The organism is Haloimpatiens massiliensis, assembly GCF_900184255.1.
GTDB classification, from domain to species: domain Bacteria; phylum Bacillota; class Clostridia; order Clostridiales; family Clostridiaceae; genus Haloimpatiens; species Haloimpatiens massiliensis.
In genome coordinates this window covers 2,073,883-2,092,765 of the sequence record NZ_LT854640.1, presented here as the reverse complement: position 1 = coordinate 2,092,765, position 18,883 = coordinate 2,073,883, and the positions used below count along the sequence as shown (strand labels likewise).

General features: G+C 29.5%; 15 protein-coding genes, 1 pseudogene and 1 riboswitch. Of the genes and pseudogenes, 9 read left to right on the top strand and 7 right to left on the bottom strand.

The features are described 5' to 3' along the window. The first annotated feature begins 3 nt into the window (after positions 1 to 3). Positions 4 to 1,203, top strand: a complete 1,200-nt coding sequence (locus tag C1715_RS17965; RefSeq protein ID WP_180964135.1) for an ABC transporter permease — start codon at positions 4 to 6, stop codon at positions 1,201 to 1,203. 230 nt (positions 1,204 to 1,433) lie between these two features. Here C1715_RS17965 and C1715_RS17960 read toward each other — a convergent pair whose 3' ends face one another. The 3 genes from C1715_RS17960 to C1715_RS17950 form a co-directional block, all read right to left on the bottom strand. Next, positions 1,434 to 1,829, bottom strand: coding sequence for a C-GCAxxG-C-C family (seleno)protein (locus tag C1715_RS17960; RefSeq protein WP_242971995.1), 396 nt, complete (start codon positions 1,827 to 1,829; stop codon positions 1,434 to 1,436). Between the two features lie 187 nt (positions 1,830 to 2,016). Beyond that, positions 2,017 to 3,201: an RNA-guided endonuclease InsQ/TnpB family protein gene (locus C1715_RS17955; protein ID WP_102401711.1), complete on the bottom strand. Its 1,185-nt coding sequence runs from the start codon at positions 3,199 to 3,201 to the stop codon at positions 2,017 to 2,019. Continuing rightward, positions 3,143 to 3,793, bottom strand: coding sequence for an IS607 family transposase (locus C1715_RS17950; protein WP_102401984.1), 651 nt, complete (start codon positions 3,791 to 3,793; stop codon positions 3,143 to 3,145). Before C1715_RS17950 ends, C1715_RS17955 begins: the two co-directional genes overlap by 59 nt. A 615-nt stretch (positions 3,794 to 4,408) precedes the next feature. Between C1715_RS17950 and C1715_RS17945 the strand changes: the two are divergent. The 7 genes and pseudogenes from C1715_RS17945 to C1715_RS17910 all read left to right on the top strand — a co-directional run bounded on the left by C1715_RS17945 (position 4,409) and on the right by C1715_RS17910 (position 12,550). Beyond that, positions 4,409 to 5,693 (top strand): annotated as a pseudogene (locus tag C1715_RS17945) (IS110 family RNA-guided transposase). A 449-nt stretch (positions 5,694 to 6,142) separates the two neighbouring features. Beyond that, entirely contained in the window at positions 6,143 to 7,072 is a 930-nt protein-coding gene (gene rbsK / locus C1715_RS17935) for a ribokinase (RefSeq protein WP_102401709.1), read from the top strand. Positions 7,073 to 7,074: 2 nt separating this feature from the next. Continuing rightward, a complete protein-coding gene (gene rbsD, locus C1715_RS17930; protein WP_102401708.1) occupies positions 7,075 to 7,470 on the top strand; it encodes a D-ribose pyranase in 396 nt (131 codons plus the stop codon). A 32-nt stretch (positions 7,471 to 7,502) separates the two neighbouring features. After that, a complete protein-coding gene (locus C1715_RS17925) occupies positions 7,503 to 9,005 on the top strand; it encodes a sugar ABC transporter ATP-binding protein (RefSeq protein ID WP_102401707.1) in 1,503 nt (500 codons plus the stop codon). 48 nt (positions 9,006 to 9,053) lie between these two features. Then, a complete protein-coding gene (locus C1715_RS17920) occupies positions 9,054 to 9,998 on the top strand; it encodes an ABC transporter permease subunit (protein WP_102401706.1) in 945 nt (314 codons plus the stop codon). A 214-nt stretch (positions 9,999 to 10,212) separates the two neighbouring features. Then, on the top strand, positions 10,213 to 11,145 hold the full coding sequence (gene rbsB / locus C1715_RS17915) for a ribose ABC transporter substrate-binding protein RbsB (RefSeq protein ID WP_102401705.1): 933 nt from the start codon (positions 10,213 to 10,215) through the stop codon (positions 11,143 to 11,145). A 409-nt stretch (positions 11,146 to 11,554) separates the two neighbouring features. Then, a complete protein-coding gene (locus C1715_RS17910; protein ID WP_102401704.1) occupies positions 11,555 to 12,550 on the top strand; it encodes a LacI family DNA-binding transcriptional regulator in 996 nt (331 codons plus the stop codon). A 674-nt stretch (positions 12,551 to 13,224) separates the two neighbouring features. On the opposite strand, the gene C1715_RS17905 is transcribed toward C1715_RS17910, so the two are convergent. Beyond that, on the bottom strand, positions 13,225 to 13,848 hold the full coding sequence (locus C1715_RS17905; RefSeq protein WP_102401703.1) for a TrkA C-terminal domain-containing protein: 624 nt from the start codon (positions 13,846 to 13,848) through the stop codon (positions 13,225 to 13,227). A gap of 186 nt (positions 13,849 to 14,034) precedes the next feature. Here C1715_RS17905 and C1715_RS17900 point away from each other — a divergent pair, with 186 nt between their 5' ends. Continuing rightward, positions 14,035 to 15,555 carry a BCCT family transporter gene (locus tag C1715_RS17900; protein ID WP_102401702.1) on the top strand — a complete coding sequence of 507 codons (1,521 nt, stop codon included), beginning with the start codon at positions 14,035 to 14,037 and terminating at the stop codon, positions 15,553 to 15,555. Between the two features lie 783 nt (positions 15,556 to 16,338). On the opposite strand, the gene C1715_RS17895 is transcribed toward C1715_RS17900, so the two are convergent. The 3 genes from C1715_RS17895 to C1715_RS17885 form a co-directional block, all read right to left on the bottom strand. Further along, positions 16,339 to 16,848: a hypothetical protein gene (locus tag C1715_RS17895; RefSeq protein WP_102401701.1), complete on the bottom strand. Its 510-nt coding sequence runs from the start codon at positions 16,846 to 16,848 to the stop codon at positions 16,339 to 16,341. Positions 16,849 to 16,923: 75 nt separating this feature from the next. After that, positions 16,924 to 17,175 carry a DUF6199 family natural product biosynthesis protein gene (locus C1715_RS17890; protein WP_102401700.1) on the bottom strand — a complete coding sequence of 84 codons (252 nt, stop codon included), beginning with the start codon at positions 17,173 to 17,175 and terminating at the stop codon, positions 16,924 to 16,926. A 485-nt stretch (positions 17,176 to 17,660) separates the two neighbouring features. Beyond that, positions 17,661 to 18,506 carry a YitT family protein gene (locus tag C1715_RS17885; protein WP_102401699.1) on the bottom strand — a complete coding sequence of 282 codons (846 nt, stop codon included), beginning with the start codon at positions 18,504 to 18,506 and terminating at the stop codon, positions 17,661 to 17,663. Between the two features lie 193 nt (positions 18,507 to 18,699). After that, a riboswitch (cobalamin riboswitch) is annotated at positions 18,700 to 18,876 on the bottom strand. Between the last annotated feature and the right edge of the window lie 7 nt (positions 18,877 to 18,883).

The window sequence follows — 18,883 nt, the reverse complement described above, 5'->3', positions numbered from 1 at the left end:
GTTTTGAGAAATATATTTTTGATAGAACTTAAAAAAATTTTCTCACAAAAGAAAACTTATATAATATGGATTATATTCATTCTAATGCTTATTTTTAATTATAAAGTTAATATGATACAGACAGACCATTTTATATCTTCAACATTAAATACAGAGAATAGTAATTTTATGAATAGTTACAATTCAGCTAAGAGTGGACTTGAGGGTATAAAATATACTCTGGAAGACAAAAATACATCTCCCGGTGAGAAGAAAGAATATGAAAAATATTTAAAAAATAAGCAAGAACAAATGAATAATTATGATATTCTTTTAGATAAAAATTCTAAGGAAATGGATAAGATAAAGGCTAAAATAAATATACTTAAATCTGAAATGAAAGAAATATCTTATGGTAAATTAAATACTTCATTTGATTTGAATAGATATAAAAGAGAGCTTAGGTTTTTAACTTATTTGGAGCAAAATAAAATACCAGAGGAAACTGGTAAAAAAAATTCTTTTACATTTATGTTGAAATTTTTTGCTAGTACATTTACTGTTGGGGCTATTTTTTTAATAGCTTTATTTAGTAGTGACATATTTACTAAAGAATATGAAGATTCTACAATAAAACTTATGTTGGTACAACCTATTTCAAGAAAAAAAGTGTTGTTGGGTAAATACCTTTCTTTGATTTGTTCAATTATTATTATAGTATTATCAACTATGCTTATAGGGTTTATTATTGTTGGAATAAAGGACGGATTTGGAAATCCTAACTATCCATATATATACAATATGACATATATTATAAATAATACTAGCAACATTTTAGAGTATGTTATTAATTCAGGTATTTATATTTCTGCAGCTTCTATGATTATAAGACAACTAATGTTTTTCATATTACTTTTAATAACTGTAGCATCAATTTCCTTTACCATATCTGAATTATCAACTACATCAACTATTTCAACTACCATAGGGGTAATTTTAAATATGTTTTTAATATACTATGTATTTGGTACAAAAGGTATGAGAGGGGTTACTAAATACACCTATGTGACTTACAGCAAAGTTTTTTCATTATTTAGTGGTAATTTAAAACAGACTTTGAATAACAATGGTATTTCACCTTTGTCAGGTATAGTTTTAATGGTAGTTTTAAATATAGGGTGCTGTGTAGTTTCTAGTATATTCTTTAGTAGAAAGGAAATTTAAAATTTATGAATAAAAGTTGCGGCAAAAAATTTGAGAATATTAATTTTTTGGCGCAGTTTTTATGGTTATTTATATTTCACAAAATGATTATCTACAAAAGGTATTAAATTACTTGAATTATGAAATTTCTCTGTAATGACTTGCATAAGAAGCAAAAGAACCATCTAAATTTATTGTTCCGAGCTCTTATGCCAGTCATGGAGGAGAAATTTCATAATTCAAGATTTCTATTATTTTTTCATTTCTCTAGTAACGATTTCATCTAATATATCTGCAGCTTCATACATTATAGAGTTGCAGCCGTCCTCTTCTGTTCTATGTAAGGGCTTAAGGTCTATACACATTTTGCTTTTTAGTTTATCTTGAAATTTTTCTTGAAACTGAATAACTAATTCTTTTAAATGTTCGCTGTTGTGAGCTACTTTGTCGGTAAATAAAATTCCTAAAACTGCTAGTGAACCAGTAAGAGCACCGCAGGCATTTTCTGTCCACATGCCGCCACTGAAAGGAGCCATAGCTCTTAAAGTTTTTTCATCTAAATTTAAATTGTAAGCTTCATTAGCAGCATAAATCATGGTTTCAGAACAGCTTAAGTCATAATTATTTTTGTCTCTGTATTTTTTCATAATTTCTCTTAACATTTTAATATTCACTGCTACTCAAAATATGGACAAATATACCCATATCGAGATTATTACTGCTTCAACGTACTCGATTTTGTAATTCATAAGAATATACTACTTTCGTTTGTATAGCACCTCCACAGTCGTTAATTCCCCAAATAGCCTTGGGTACATATATACGATTGCTTGATTATGCAACTTCGTATATTTTTGCATTTTCTAAATTAATTGAAGCATTATAATCTCTATCTATAGAAGCATTACAATTACTACATTTGTATATTCTATCAGATAGTTTTAAATCTTTCTTATATGCTCCACAGCAACTACAAGTTTTACTTGAAGGGTAGAATCTATCAACAATCCTTAATTCAATTTCATTTAGTTTACATTTATATTCAAGTTTAACTCTAAATTCATAGAATTTTTGCTGTGCTACTGCTTTAGATAAATGCTTATTTTTTATCATCCCTCTAACATTTAAATCTTCAATAGTTATATAGCTTGGTTTTTGCTTAACTATTTCATTTATTGTTTTATTAATATAATCAGTTCTAATGTTAGATAATCTTTGATGAACTCTCTGTACCTTAACTATTTGCTTTTGGATATTTTGACGAGTAGCTTCTCCTTTCTCTTTTTTATTTCTTAATTTCAAGCTCTCATATTTCCTTGAAAGCTTTCTTTGCTCACGTTTTAGTTTCTTTTCTATCTCCTTAACATTAGCAGTTTTATTAATATTCTTTTTATGAATACCATTAGAGATAACTGCAAACTCTTTAAGTCCAAGGTCTATACCTATTCCTTCTGTATAAGATTTATTTTCAATTGTTAGTTTTTCTTCAACTATTACTGATACAAAATATCTATCAGCTTTCTTTGATACTGTACCACTAACAACTTTTGAATTAATAGGTATATATCCAAATTCTTTTATCCTAATCCATTTTAGAGTTGGTATGTTAATCCTATGTCTTTCTATTTTCCAATCTGTTAAATTATTTTTAGGAAAATATAATTTAACATCAGATTTATTTTTTTTCTTCAACCTTGGAAACTTAGATTTACCAGTGAAGAATCTTTTATATGCAGTTTCAGCATTACAGATAGCTTTTTTACGAGCCTTTGAGCCACATAAGTTTATCCAATTATATTCTTCTAAAACTTTAACTTCGTTGTTTATATATTTATCAAAGTTATTTGCACTTAACATTGCTTCTTTTTTAGAAATCAAGTCTTCTTTAAATTGCTTATACAATTCTTGGTTTTTAGCTAAATATTGATTATATAGCCATCTGCAAACACCAATACTTTGATTAATCTTTTTTTTCTGTTCTTCCGTTGGGTGTATTTCTGTTTTGTACGCTCTTAGCAATTTCTTGATCCTCCTTAATCTTTTTCTTATACTTTCTAAAACCGTATATTCTACAACTAAAACCGTGAAGTATTGATATAATGTCTTGAACTAACTCTTCTTGTGGTGAAAGACTTTCATTATTCACTACTATTATTTTAGTATTAAATTTACCTAAAAATCTTTCAAACCATGAATAACCAAATCGTATAAATCTATCTTTATGAGTAATGAATATAGAATCTATCTTATTTTCCATACATTCATCTAAAAGCTTATTCCATTTTTTACGATTATAGTTTAGTCCACTTCCTATATCTTTAATAACTTCATCAGCGATAATACCTTTAGCATTTACAAAATTTTTTAGAAATTCAATTTGATTAACTAAATCATCTTTTTGATTATTAGTAGATACCCTTGTATATATAACTATCTTTCTATCTACATTATTTTTCAATCCTTTGAACTCTAAATATTGGTCATAAGTATAGTATCTTCGATTAGTTGGAGTACGCTTTGCTTTGAGTATATCTTCTCTATCCCAACGTTGCAATGTTTTTACTGATATATTCAATAATTCAGCAAAATCTTTTGGTTTATAATTTGTTATATATTTCATATACTCACACCTTTCTGTATGAGTATATTTTAACACATTTAAACACTTTTTCAATTAATTTAGCAGCTATTGACTAACTCCTTTTGGGACTGCCGTATTAAGGAATTTATATACAATGTATTGTATAAATTATTCTTAGTGCCAAAGTCCCATAAAATATAAATTTAAGAAATTCTCTATGAATTTTAACCTTTTAGTTCTTACTTCTTACCTTGTATAATGTAGTCATAACATTCAATAGAAAACTATCTATTATTCTAACGAACATTACAACAAATCTTTTTATTATCGTTCTAATTATTTCTGCCCGATAGGGCGTTCATTTCATATCTAGATTAAGTTTTCTATTAAATCTAAATTGAAACCTATACAGTTAAATATTTTGATATAATATCTCTTGAATAGAAGATAGATGGTTCTTACCTGGGAAGTGACTCTATCGAGTCATTATTACCCGTAGAAGAGAGTATCATTCCATCAGTGAGAATTCTGTGTTTAGCTGGTTAGGTTTCCCTTCGGGAATTACCTGTGTCACAAACAAGGTTACAAAATTACTGATAGAAATGGAATATCTATTCTATCTCATAAGTAAAGGAGATAATATATATGAGTAAATTTTTTTATAGACCAACAGTTGGAATTGATGTATCAGCAGACTTCTCAGTAGTTGCTATACTAGCACCTGACGGTGAAATTTATAGAAAGCCTTTTAAGATTATGCATAGTAGAAATGGTTTTGATTACCTAGTAGATCAAATAAAAAAAGTGGAAGAAGAGTTTAACATGAAAACTGGCATTTTCATGGAATCTACTGGCGTATACCATCTTACTCTTTTCCACTTTCTTAAAGATACATTTGAAGTATGTATCCTTAATCCACTCATTACTAATTGTAACAAGAATGGTGACATAAGAAAAGTGAAAAATGATAAAAAAGATGCATTAACCATTGCTACTATAGGTAAATTTCAAAATGTTAAATATTCTTCTAATTTTGATGTTGAAATTTACACTTTAAAGTCTCTTTGTAGAGATTACTATAAATTTACTGATAGCAAATCTACATTTAAAAAGAAGCTTTCTACTGATTTAAGAGTTATATTTCCTAGTTATAGCTCTGTATTTTCAGACATTACTAATAGCTATATTAAAAAAGTATTCTAGTCCTGAAGCAATTATAAATGCTGATAGAGATGAACTTATTAACCTCATTTCAAGCAATTCTCGAAGGGGACTAGCAAATAGTGAAAAAACTTATAAAAAGCTATATGATGCTGCTGAGGAAGCTGTTTACATTGGTCTTAAATCACCAAGTTTATTTGTAAAAATAATTAATACTATTTCAGTAATAGAATCATTAGAAATCCAAATTGGAAATCTATTAACAGAAATTCATCTATTAATGAATAGCAATAGAATCTCTGATGAATTTAAGAAAAATGTACAATTACTTTACTCAATACCAGGTGTTGGAGAACTAACTGCCATCACAATAATGAGTGAAATCGGCAATATTAAAGGTTTTGTTAAACCTAAACATTTAGTTGCTTATTTTGGCTTAGACCCTTCTGTTAGCCAATCTGGTAAGTTTAATAGTGACAGAAACGTCATGTCCAAACGAGGTACCAGAATAGGCCGTAGGGCCTTATACGCTGTCGCGTTAGCATCCATACGTAAGAATACAAACGGTGAACCTATAAATAGAGTTCTACTAAGTTTCTATAATGAGAATATGAAAGGTAAAAGTAAAAAAGTAGGCTTAGTTGCAATAATGCATAAGCTAATTAACTACATATTCTCTGTTCTTAAAAATCAAAAAGAGTATGAACTACGTGACCCCAAGATACATTCAAAAATGTATCTAAACACTAAATCAGAACAAGCAGCCTAACGGCTAAAACAATTAGGAGCCATTTCCCATTGTTCGTATTTTTCAATGGATTTTTTGTGATGCCTATTTTTATTAATAAAACTTTTTATAAAAACTTATTGACTTTTACTAGCTGGTCTCTTACCTATATAATATTATTATACATTTATACAAGAGAGTTAACAATTGGATACTTATCTATAATAGATATTTTTTTAACAAAATTTTCAGAAAGTTATTATTTAAATGTTTACATTAAGTTATTGACAGGTATAAATTTATAATGTATTATTTAGTTAATCGGTTTAGTAAACCGATTAACTAAATAATACATTGAGTATAGTACAAGCATAAATTGCAAATAATCAAAATAGAGGCACTTGAATTATAGAATTAAATTAAAAAATTTTCTACTTAAGAAAAAGCTAGTGGAAGAAACTTTGCACTTGGGAATAAAAGGAGGAAAGATTATGAATAGAGTGTGTGTGCTTGGAAGCATGAACATGGATATAGTTTTAAAAGTAAATAATATGCCTAAGGTAGGAGAAACTATATTTGCAAATGACCTTCAAAATGTTCCAGGAGGAAAAGGTGCCAATCAAGCAGTGGCAGCAAAGAGACTGGGCTCTGAGGTTTATATGATATCAAAGGTTGGAAGTGATAGCACTGGTGAGACACTTACTAAGAGCTTAGTACAGGATAATATAAACGTAAATTTTATATTTAAGGATGAAAAAAATCCTACAGGTACAGCAGTAATTTCTGTAGATCAAGATGGGAACAATTCTATAATAGTTGCAGCGGGAGCAAACATGAGTATAAAAAAAGAAGAAATAGAGAAAGCTGAAAAAGTTATAAGGGAGTGTCAAATATTAATATCACAATTTGAGACACCAGTAGAAACTACTATAGAGGCTTTTAAAATGGCTAAGAGTGCAGGAAAAGTTACAATATTGAATCCAGCACCAGCTAAAAAAATTCCAGAGCAGCTTTTAAAATATACAGACATAGTTGTACCTAATGAAACAGAAGCTTATGAACTTACTGGTGTGACTGTAAAGGATTTAGATAGTGCTAAAGAAGCAGCAAAAAAGTTTATGGAAAAAGGTGTTAAATATACAATAATAACCCTTGGAGCAAATGGTGCAGCTGTGATTTCAGAGGATAAATCAGAAATTGTAGAGGCTTATAAAGTTAAAGCAGTAGATACCACTGCAGCAGGAGACACATTCATTGGAGGGTTCTCAAGTAAATTAAATGCTGATAATTTATGTTTTGAAGGGATTAAAAGGGCAGTTAAGTTCGGAAATAAATGCTCTAGTATAGCTGTTCAGAGAGAAGGAGCTCAGCCTTCCATTCCATATTTAAAAGAAATAATAGAAGTTTACGGGGAGGACTAGCCATGAGAAAGACAACATTATTAAATAGTTCTATTAGTGAAGAAATATCAAAAATGGGACATACTGATTCCATAGCTATAGGGGATTGTGGACTTCCTATACCAAAGGAAACAAGAAGAATTGATTTAGCTTTAGTAAAGAATTTACCAAGTTTTATGGATACACTTAAAGCTGTTTTAGCAGAATTAAAAGTAGAAGAAGTGGTAATAGCTAAAGAAACAAAGGAAGTAAGCCCAGAGATATTTGAAGAAATAAAGAAAGAAATAGGCCATGTAAAAATTACATTTGTAACTCATGAAGAATTGAAAAAAGAACTTAAAAATTGCAAGGCTGTAGTGAGAACAGGAGAACAAACGCCTTATGCAAATATAATATTAAAATCAGGAGTGGTTTTTTAGAAAAAGTTGCTAATTTTAAGGAGAGGATAATTATGAAGAGTAAAACACCTATACTCAAAATGCAAAATATATCAAAATCCTTCCCAGGGGTAAAGGCTTTAGATAATGTGCAACTTTCTGCTTATGGAGGAGAGGTTCTTGGACTTCTAGGTGAAAATGGAGCGGGTAAATCAACACTTATGAAGATATTAAGTGGAGTTTACAAAAAAGATGAAGGAAAGATACTTATAGAAGGAAAAGAAACTGAAATAACTGGAATAAAAGATGCAGAGAGCAAAGGAATAACAATAATACATCAAGAGTTAAGTGTGCTTCCTAACTTAACCGTTTGGGAAAATATATTCTTGGGAAATGAAAAATTTAATAAAGTTTCTAGGAGAATAAGTAAGAAATTATTAAAAGAAAGAAGTATGGATTTCTTAAATCAAATAGGATGCAATATAGATCCGGATACTTTGGTAAGAGATATAAGTGTTGGAGAAATGCAAATGATAGAGATAGCAAAAGCTCTTACTAAAAATGCCAGCATAATCATAATGGACGAACCTACAACAGCCCTTACAGATGTAGAAACTAAGAATCTATTTACTGTTATAAAAAAACTAAGAGATAAGGGCATAGCTATAATTTATATATCTCACAGAATGGAAGAAATATTCAAGATGTGTGATAGAATTACAGTCTTAAGAGACGGTAAATATGTGGGAGATGCCATGGTAGCAGATATATCCAATGATGATATTATATCAATGCTTGTAGGAAGAAAACTAGAGGAACAGTTTCCTTACAAAAAAGTAGATACTGGAGAAATTTTGTTAGAAGTTAAAGATTTAAACTATTTAAATAAGGTAAAAAATGCTTCTCTACAGGTTAAAGCAGGAGAAATATTGGGTATAGCAGGTTTAATGGGTTCTGGAAGAACAGAACTGGCAAAGACTATATTTGGAGAGTACAAAAAATCCAGCGGAGAAATATTTATAGATGGAGAAAAAAGAGAGATAAAATCTCCGAAAGATGCTATACACCATGGAATATGCTATCTATCAGAAGATAGAAAAAAGGAAGGTTTAGTTTTAGGAATGTCTGTTGGGGATAATATGACCCTTGCAAATCTTAAAAAATATGAAAACTCATTTAAAGTTATAGATAGAAAAAAGGAAAAGAAAGACGTAGAAGAATACATTAAAAAACTATCAGTAAAGACACCTAGTTCAGAGCAATTTATAAAGAATTTAAGTGGAGGTAATCAACAAAAGGCAATACTTGCTAAGTGGATTATGTTATCTCCAAAAGTGCTTATAATAGATGAGCCAACTAGAGGGATAGATGTAGGAGCTAAAAAGGAAATATACGATGTTCTAAATGTATTAAAAGAAAGTGGAAAGGCAGTAATAATGATATCTTCTGATATGCCTGAAGTTCTTGGAATAAGCGATAGAATACTTGTAATGCATGAAGGAAATATAACTGGTGAGCTAAATAGAGAAGAGGCAAGCCAAGAGTCTATAATGAAATGTGCAGTAGGAATTAAATAATTGTAAAAATTGAACTCTATAAATGAAATATGAAAAGAGGAGAGAATTATGAAAAGTAATGTAAAAAATACATTAATTAAATATAAATCACTTGTTGTATTTTTAATATTGTGCGTAGCTATAGCTATAATTGAACCTAGATTTTTATCTGTAAGCAATATAAGAAATGTATTTACTCAAGTTTCAGTTAATGCAATTCTTGCTATAGGTATGACATTTGTAATTTTAACTGGTGGAATAGACTTATCTGTAGGGTCCATATTAGCCATAAGTGGTGCTGTAGCGGCAGTAATTATAAAGAGTACTGGAAATGTATTTTTAGCAGTGGTTGCGGCACTAGCATTAGGTGCAGTAGTAGGATTAGTTAATGGAATAATTATTTCAAGAGGAAAAATACAAGCGTTTATAGCAACTCTTGCTACTATGACAATATTTAGAGGGGTAACTTATGTATTTACTAATGGAAAACCTATATCAGGTTTAGGAAAAAGCTTTGGTTTTATAGGTAATGGTAGATTATTAGATCAAATTCCAATACCAGTAATATTTACTATAGTAGTATTTGTAATAGCATTCTATATTTTAAGCCAAACTAGATATGGAAGATATTTATATGCACTAGGCGGTAATGAAGATTCAGCAAGATTATCAGGAATAAACACAACAAAAATTAAGAATATGGTTTATGTAATATCAGGTATAGCTGCAGCTTTAAGTGGAATTATAGTAACAAGTAGAATAGGTTCAGCTTCACCAAATGCAGGTTCAGGATTTGAACTAGATGCTATAGCAGCAGTAGTACTTGGTGGAACAAGTCTTGCAGGTGGAGAAGGAACAGTAACAGGAACTATAATAGGTGCTTTAATAATAGGAGTATTAAATAACGGATTAAACCTTATGAATGTTTCACCATTCTATCAGTCCATTGTAAAAGGTATTGTAATATTGTTAGCAGTACTTATGGACAGAAAAGTAAACAGCGGAAAGAAATAATAAGTTGAAATTCTATTTTATGAATATATTCTATTCTAAGGTTTTTAGTGTAGCTAGCAGAAGTCTCCTATGTTTTATAAATGAGAAATAACTGCGTATACACAATTTGTAAGATAATGTATTATAAGAATAAATTAATAAAGATTAGCATGGGAAAAATTGTATTCAGATTAATTTTAATTAATATAAAAAAGAAAAATAGGAGGGCTAACGTATGAAAAGAAAAATGAGAGTTTTATCAATTTTAGCATCATTAGCTTTGACAACTGGATTAATGGCAGGGTGTGGACAAAAAGCTGGAGAGACTAAGAAGGAAAATAAGAAAATAGGAATGGTATTATCCACTTTAAACAATCCATTCTTTGTAAGCATGAAAGAAGGAGCAGAAGCCAAAGCTAAAGAATTAGGATATGAAATAGTAGTTTTAAATTCTCAGGATTCAGCGGATACAGAAAGATCAAATGTTGAAGATTTAGTTCAACAAGGGGTTTCTGCTATAATAATAAACCCTACAGATAGTGATGCTGTGGCAAATGCAGTTCAAGCAGCTAATGATCAAAAAATACCTGTTATAACAGTTGACAGAAAGTCAAATGGTGGAGAAGTTGCATCTCACATAGAATCTGATAACGTTAAAGGTGGAGAAATGGCGGCTAAATTTATAGCAGATCAGTTAAAGGATAAATCAGCAGTTAAAGCAGTAGAACTTGAAGGGATACCAGGAGCTTCAGCTACAAGAGATAGAGGTAAGGGATTCCACAATATAGCTGATAAAGATAAGAAAATAAACTTAGTTGCTAAACAAGCAGCAGATTTTGATAGACAAAAGGGTTTATCTGTTATGGAAAACATAATTCAAGCTCAACCACAAATAGATGCTATATTTGCTCACAATGATGAAATGGCACTAGGTGCAGTAAAGGCTTTAAAAGCAGCTAAGAAAACAGCTATAGTTGTAGGATTTGACGGAAATCAAGATGCTATAAATGCAGTTAAAGCTGGAGATATGACAGCAACAGTAGCACAGCAGCCAAAATTAATGGGTTCAATAGCAATAGAAAATGCCGTTAAAGCTTCAAAAGGTGAAGAGGTTAAAAAATTAATACCAGTTGAACTTATGTTAGTAACTAAAGAAAATGCTAAATAATTATAGGTAAGCACATTCAAATAAATAACAAGTTAGTATGCTAGTCTATTTTGCGTCATACTGCGTCAGCAGAACCCAACGATAGTTCTACTAGCGGCGGAACCTGCTTCCTTGTCTGATACAAAATATACCAGCATCTTTGACTTGTTATTTATTTTCATGTACCTAATTTGATTTTATAAAATTATACTTGCTCATAGTAAGCAATAAAAGTAAAATATAATTGAGAAATGAATATTATTTATGCTAGTAGAAATTTACAAGCAAAGGAACGTATTTAAAGTCCAGGATTTATTAAATAAATCCTGGATTATTCATAGGATGTCTAGTTGATTCTGGCACTTTGATTTAGTAAGATGATGTTAAAATATAGAAAAAATATAACACCCTAGGGATTTGAGGAGATATTATGAGAAAAACAACTTTGAAAGATATAGCAGAAGCAGTAGGGGTATCTAAGGCTACTGTATCTATGGTTTTGAATAATAAAGAAATAAATGTATCAGAAAGTACTAGGGAAAAGATATTTAATTCAGCAAAAGAATTAAATTATATACCTAATTCTGTAGCTAGAAGCTTAAGTACTAAAAAAACAGAAACCATAGGTATAATTCTTCCCGATATAGAGAATCCATTTTTTTCAGAAATAGCTAGAGCCATAGAGGATGTAGCTAATAAATTTAATTACAATGTAATATTTTGTAATACAGATAATAAAAATGATAAGGAAGAACAGTATATAAAGCTTTTAATAAGTAAATTAGTAGATGGCATAATATTTTTAACTGGAGTAGGCAAAGAAGAAAGTATAAATATATTAAAAAATAATAATGTGCCATTTGTATTAGTAGATAGATACATGGAAAATGTAGAAGAATTTAATGGAGTTTATTGCCTTAATGAAGAGGGAGTAGAACAAGGTGTGGATTATCTATTACAAAATGGGAAAAAACGTATAGCATTTGTAACAGGTCCTATGGAATTAAGTGTGTCAAAAAAAAGATTGGATGGATATAAAAAATCAATGACTAAGAGAAATATCTATAAGGACGAGCTTATTTTCGAAGGAGATTTTACAACAGAAGGAGGAATTAAGGTTACACAAAGCATATTAAAATCTAAAGTAAGTGTAGATGCTATATTCTATGGAAATGATGCCATGGCTTTAGGAGGCATGAAAGTTTTATTAAGAGCAGGATATAGGATACCAGAGGATATTTCTATAATAGGATTTGACAATATAAGAATATCAAGCTTTGTGCAGCCGGAGCTCACTACAATAGGTCAACCCATATACCATATGGGAAAGGAAGCATGTAAGCTTTTGATAAATACTATAGAACATATGGATGAAAAAAAACAAATTTATTTTAAGCCAGAGCTGATAATTAGAGATACAGTGTAAGAATATTGTGAAGCAATACATTGAAGAAAAATCTGATTTTAATTCCGTAATAAATGTGTAATTTTGGACTGTTCACAATACGCCAAGAACTTCTAAATGTCCCACAGTTAAATTCCCTAAAGCTTTCAAACTCACTCGTTCCTCGTTCAAACATGAAAGCTTCTTAACGGGTCTTTAACTGTAAGACATAAGAAGTTCTAGGGCTAGTTCAATAGTCCTAAATTCCACATTTATTACTACATTAAAATCAGATTTTTAGTTTAATATGTATGTGGTTTGGGAGGAGAAGCCTACTAAAGGATTATTTTCCTCCGCTGTGCTATGGAAAATCTTTAATTTATAAAAAAGAGGGCGCTCATAATATTTTTTAGGCGTAGCATTTCGAAAAGTTATATGATACTTATCAAAATAGCATAATAGCTAAAATTTAATTCATTTTGCCGTGAGGCATAGGGTTGTATAAATTTTAGTTTTAGTATTTTCGCTGGCTATCGCCAATAAAAAATTTAAGTTAAGCCAAAAAAGATAACATAATTTCACGTTGTGAAATTATGTTATCTTTTTTAAATTGTAAAATTTTTCGTAATGTAATAAAGAAAAATTATCCTTTACTAGCCCTCTAGCACACTGGCCAACGAGTACACTTAAGCCATAAATTGCGTAGCAATTTATGCTTATTCAGTTACTTCAATGTAAGATCTTACTTTATTAATGTTAGCTTCATTACATATAAATTTAATTATATCTCCTTCTTTAAAAATAAAATATGGGCCAGGAGATACATAGATTTCACTATTTCGCTCTATGGCTATTATAGTGGCATTAGTGTGTTTCCAAAATTCTGTATCGCATATGGTTTTATTTACTATATGTGAATCGTTAGGAATTTCTATCTCATAGTGATTAGAAGAGTCGGCTTTTTCAAGCTGAATTGAATATTCTAAAAGTAGATCTAGGTTTTTGTTAAGTTCCACTTCTATCTTATCCTTTTTTTCTTTAAGTTCCTTAATTTTTTGTCTTAATTGCTTTAAATTATTTTCATCATTAAATTTTTGAATAAATAAATATGCATTTTCGTAAGATTTTATGTATATTCCACTTTTTTCAGAAACAGTTACCACATTCATATCTTTTAATAGGGAAATAGCACGTCTTATAGTTTCAGGTGATACACCGTATTTACTGGATAGGGTTGAACGCCCACGCACTTTTTCTCCAACTTTAAATTCTCCTGAATATATTCTATAAGCTAGATCTAAGGCGATTCTAATATATCGTGGAGAGTCTATATTTGTCATTTTAATTCTCCTCACTTTACAAGGTATTTTATACTCATACATTATATACTATATCAAAATTCATTGTAAAAATAAAATAAATTTTGAAAAATCTAAAATTTTACAACTGACATGTCTTATGTTATAATCAAGTTGTCAAAACTAACGAACTGATAAAAAAATGAAGTTGTCAGAAAGGGGAAGTGTATGATTAAAAAAATAAAAGAAGATAAGGTTTTTTATATTTCATTAATTAGTTTAGTATGTTTATTAATTTATGCGTTTTTTAATATACGTAGGTTTGAAAATATTAATAACAAGGTATTGGATTTCTTATTAAATAAGTTTTCCTGGTTTTATATATTAGTTATGATATCTTTTTTTGTATTTTGTATATGGATTGGATTTAGTAAATATGGAAATATTAAATTAGGTAAGGATGAAGATGAACCTAAATATAGTTTAACGTCTTGGTTTGCCATGTTATTTAGTGCAGGAATGGGTATAGGATTAATTTTTTGGGGTGTAGCAGAACCATTGAATCACTACATTCACCCTCATAATATTCAAGGTTTTACAGAAGAGGCAAAAACATTTGCTATGTCTAAATCATTTTTGCATTGGGGTATTTCAGCTTGGTCTTGTTATGCGGTTTTGGCTTTAGCATTAACATATATTCAGTTTAGAAAAGGGAAGCCGGCATTAATGAGTAGTTTGCTTATTCCACTGATAGGTGAAGAAAAAGCTTCTGGGTGGATAGGTAATGTTATTGATATATTTACTATATTTGCTACAGTAGCTGGAGTTATAACTTCTTTAGGACTTGGAGCTCTTCAAATTAATTCAGGATTAAATCATCTTTTTAATGTGCCAATGGGCATTACTACTCAATTGATTATAATAGGTATAGTTACAGTTTGCTTTATTATGTCTTCATGTTCAGGTTTAGATAAAGGGATACAGGGTTTGTCTAATTTAAACTTAATATTGGCACTTATACTCGTGGTGTTGGTTGTAATAGTAGGCCCTACATCAGAGATGTTTAAAAAACTATTCCAAGGATTAGGGGTGTATGCAAAAGATCTTTTAATAAGTAATAATAATATATTTGTAAAAGGAGAATGGTATAAAAAATGGACTATATTCTACTGGGGTTGGTGGATAGCTTGGGCACCACCAGTAGGTATATTTATTGCTAGAATTTCTAAAGGAAGAACTATAAAAGAATTTTTATTAGGAGTGCTTCTCGTACCTTCTATAGTTTGCTTTTTATGGTTTGCTATATTCGGAACTATGGGATTTCAGGTAGATAAAAGTATAGCTTTATCAGCCATAAAAAATGCAGAAACTGCATTTTTTGTTGTTATTAATACCTATCCTTTGGGAAAATTGATCTCAATTATAGCTATATGTCTTTTGGGTACATTTTTTGTAACTTCAGCGGATTCTGCTACTTTTGTTTTAGGTATGTTGAGTTGTAAAGGAAGTTTAAATCCTAGCAATTTTAAGAAGATTACTTGGGGAATACTGCAATCTGCATTAACTATAGCATTTTTATTAGCTGGTGGACTCCAAATGATACAAACAGCTTCTATAGTAGCAGCCTTTCCATTTGCATTTGTCATGATAATGTCTATGGTATCTTTAAGAAAGAGTTTGTCGGAAGAGGTATTTGAGAGTAAAACTTATAAAAAAACAGTGAAGTCTAAGGCTGAAGCACCATTATAAAAGAATATTGTGACGTAAGTGCAATAAGAAAAATCTGTCTTTAAGTCCACAATAAATATATTTTATTAGACTGTTCGCAATACGCCAAGAAATTCTAATGTTTTCAAATTTTAATATCCTAAAGCTTTCAAACTCGCTTCTAACGGCGCTCAAACATGAAAGCTTCTTAACGGGTATTGAAATTTGAAAACAAAAAATTTCTAAGGCTAGCTCAATAGTCTAAATATTAAAGCTAAAATTTAGACAAGCTAATGCATTATGGCAAAATATATTAAATTTTATCTAATATTTTATTTTAATAATTATGTATTTACTAGTACCTAATTAAAGTGACTAATTGTATCTCCCAATTAGTGAAAATATTATTAATAACCGGGATTTAAGTCCTAAACGAAAGGCTACGCATAAAAAGATTATGGGAGCCTTTTTATTTGTTTTATAAATTAAAGATTTTCCGTAACGTAGTGGAGGAAAATTATTCTTTAGTAGGGTTTTTCTCTCCAACCATAAACATATTAAACTAAAAATCTGATTTTAATGTAGTAATAAATGTAGAATTGGGGACTATTGAACTAGCCTTAGAACTTCTTATGTCTCACAGTTAAAGAACCGTTAAGAAGCTTTCATGTTTGAACGAGGAACGAGTGAGTTTGAAAGCTTTAGGGTCTTTAACTGTGAGACATTTAGAAGTTCTTGGCGTATTGTGAACAGTCCCCAATTATACATTTATTACGGAATTAAAATCAGATTTTTCTTCAATTTATTATGTCACAATATATTATTTTAGGGTATTAAATTGTAGGCATTTAGTACATTCCTTAATAAGCTATCTAGTTGGAAGAATGTTTCTATTATCATAATAAATATAAACATTATAGCTGATACATCAAATCCTTTTAAGAATTGCATATTTTTTATGTTTTTATTATTGCATTCAATAATTAGACTTATTATGAAATATATTAAACATGAAATTTTTAATAAAATTCCATGTTTTTTTTCGTCTGTAGCATCTAATGAGTTCTTAAACTCTCTAAGTTCCTTTTCATTTGCTGATGTTTGTATTATATATCTCGTATCTTTGCTACTAGGTACACCTAAATGCCATTTATACATTTTTTCATTATTTTTAGTCACTGTTGTTATGTTGTAAAAATATCCTAGAGTTTTGTTTTTATAGTCATCTATATGATTTATATTACACACTGCTAAACCAGCAATTATGGCAATATACAATATAGTAAAGTAGATAATAAATTTCTTACTATACGTAAGTTTTTTTAATGTGTTCACTGTAAATGGCCTCCTTCTATATACAAATAGGAAAATATAGAAATTAAATAAATTATAAAGAAAGTAGTTGATTTTTTACAAAAATATTAATAGTAAAAAAAATATTAAGCATATTACAAGAAATATTTTAAAGAATAGTTTTGTAGAATTTATAGCATTTTCATTAGGTTCGGCTCCAAATTTAAATTTTGATTTTAAACGGAACATAAATATGTCTTTAGGATATTTGATTCCTAGAATTGATATTATAATAAGAAAAATTAAAAAAGCACCTATAAATATTTTTCCAAGGATTTCTTCGATTGGGTTATAAAATGGGTCATACATAATTAGTTACCTCCCACAAAAAAATATATATATTACATATTATAACATATTTAATTGTAAGAAAAAAGCAAAGGCTTACTATATTATTTTTTAGGGGTAGCCTTTCTTTTAGTCTCTAGTCCCAATTACCAATCGTTAAATGATTTAGTAGTAATTTTTAAAGTTTAAGCACGGACTGGATTTTAGATTTTAAATACTATAATAAAACTCCTTTAAGAGTTTTTGACCATATCTACGTATTTAGACTGAATACCGCCAATAAAAGATTTAAGTTAAGCCAAAAAAGATAGCTAATATAATTTCACAACGTGAAATTATATTAGCTATCTTAAATTTCAAATTTTTCGTAATGGGATGAAGAAAAATTCACCTTCATTATTAACTATTAATTATTAATTCTCAACTCTCCACTACAACTAAATTCTAGTCCTCTAGCCACTAGCACACTAGCACACTTAAGCCATAAATTGCCCTGCAATTTATGCTTATAGGGCAGGTTTTAGGAAACCTCTTCCTTTGATTTCTTCTGCTTCTGATATTGATATTAAAGCTTCTTTATCTATTTCATCTACTAATTTTTTTACATTATTTAATTCTTTAGTTGTTAATAGACAATATATGATTTTTTTCTTTTCTCCAGTATAAGCACCTTCTCCATATAGATAAGTGGTACCTCTGCCTATGTTGTTCATAATTTTTTGAGATACTTGTTCTGCTTTAGAAGTAACTATCATGACTATTTTCTTTTGGTCAAACCCCTCTATAACTTTATCAATTACTAGAGATTTTATATACATTAGAGATACTGTGTACAATGTTAATTTTAAATTTGTAGCAAATACTCCCATAACTACTATTAGGCCATTTAGTATAAAATATAATGTGGACATTTTAGCACCGTTTTTTTGTCTTATGATTACAGCTATTATGTCTGTTCCACCTTGAGAAGCTCTATTTCTAAATATGATTCCCATGCCTAGGCCACTTAGTACGGCACCAAATACGGTTGACATTACTAGATCGTCTATTGTTACCAAAGAAGAGATGTCTTTTGTTAGTACTAAGAAAAGAGACATAGTTAACATTCCTACTAAACTAAAAAATATAAAATCTTTATCTATCTTTTTGAGTCCTAATATAAACACAGGTATATTTAATATGAATACCCAATAACCTGAGGGAATATTGCTCATATATTGAGCTAGTAATGATATACCGGCTATGCCTCCACTTAATAATTTATGTGGAGATATAAAGATATTTATAGCTAAAGCGTATATTAAACTTCCTAAGCTTACCCATAGTAGTCTTTTAAAATTTTTGATATTCATAAAAATTCCTTCCTTCTTTGTTTTATATGTGCTATTTTAACTAATTGAAAAATAAAAAGACTTCTAAGCGAAGTCATTACAGCAGATAACAGTTAATCATTTAGGAGATAATTTTATAAAGCACAAAGTAGAACTCTATAAATTGGCTCACAATGTTACCATTATACTTCTGTAATTCTTCCCTCCGAAAAATTTTAACAGTAAGTTTTAGGCAGGTCTCCTGGCTCTAGTTTCTTCCGCCTCTTGCCTTCCCGGTTTTAACCAGTGGCTGTTAAGAGTTGTCCACTATTACAGTAGCGGGGGCTGCTGTGGTTTTTCACCACATTCCCTTTTAATTTCTCAAAAGAAAACCAAAAACTTATTATTTAGTTTTATCT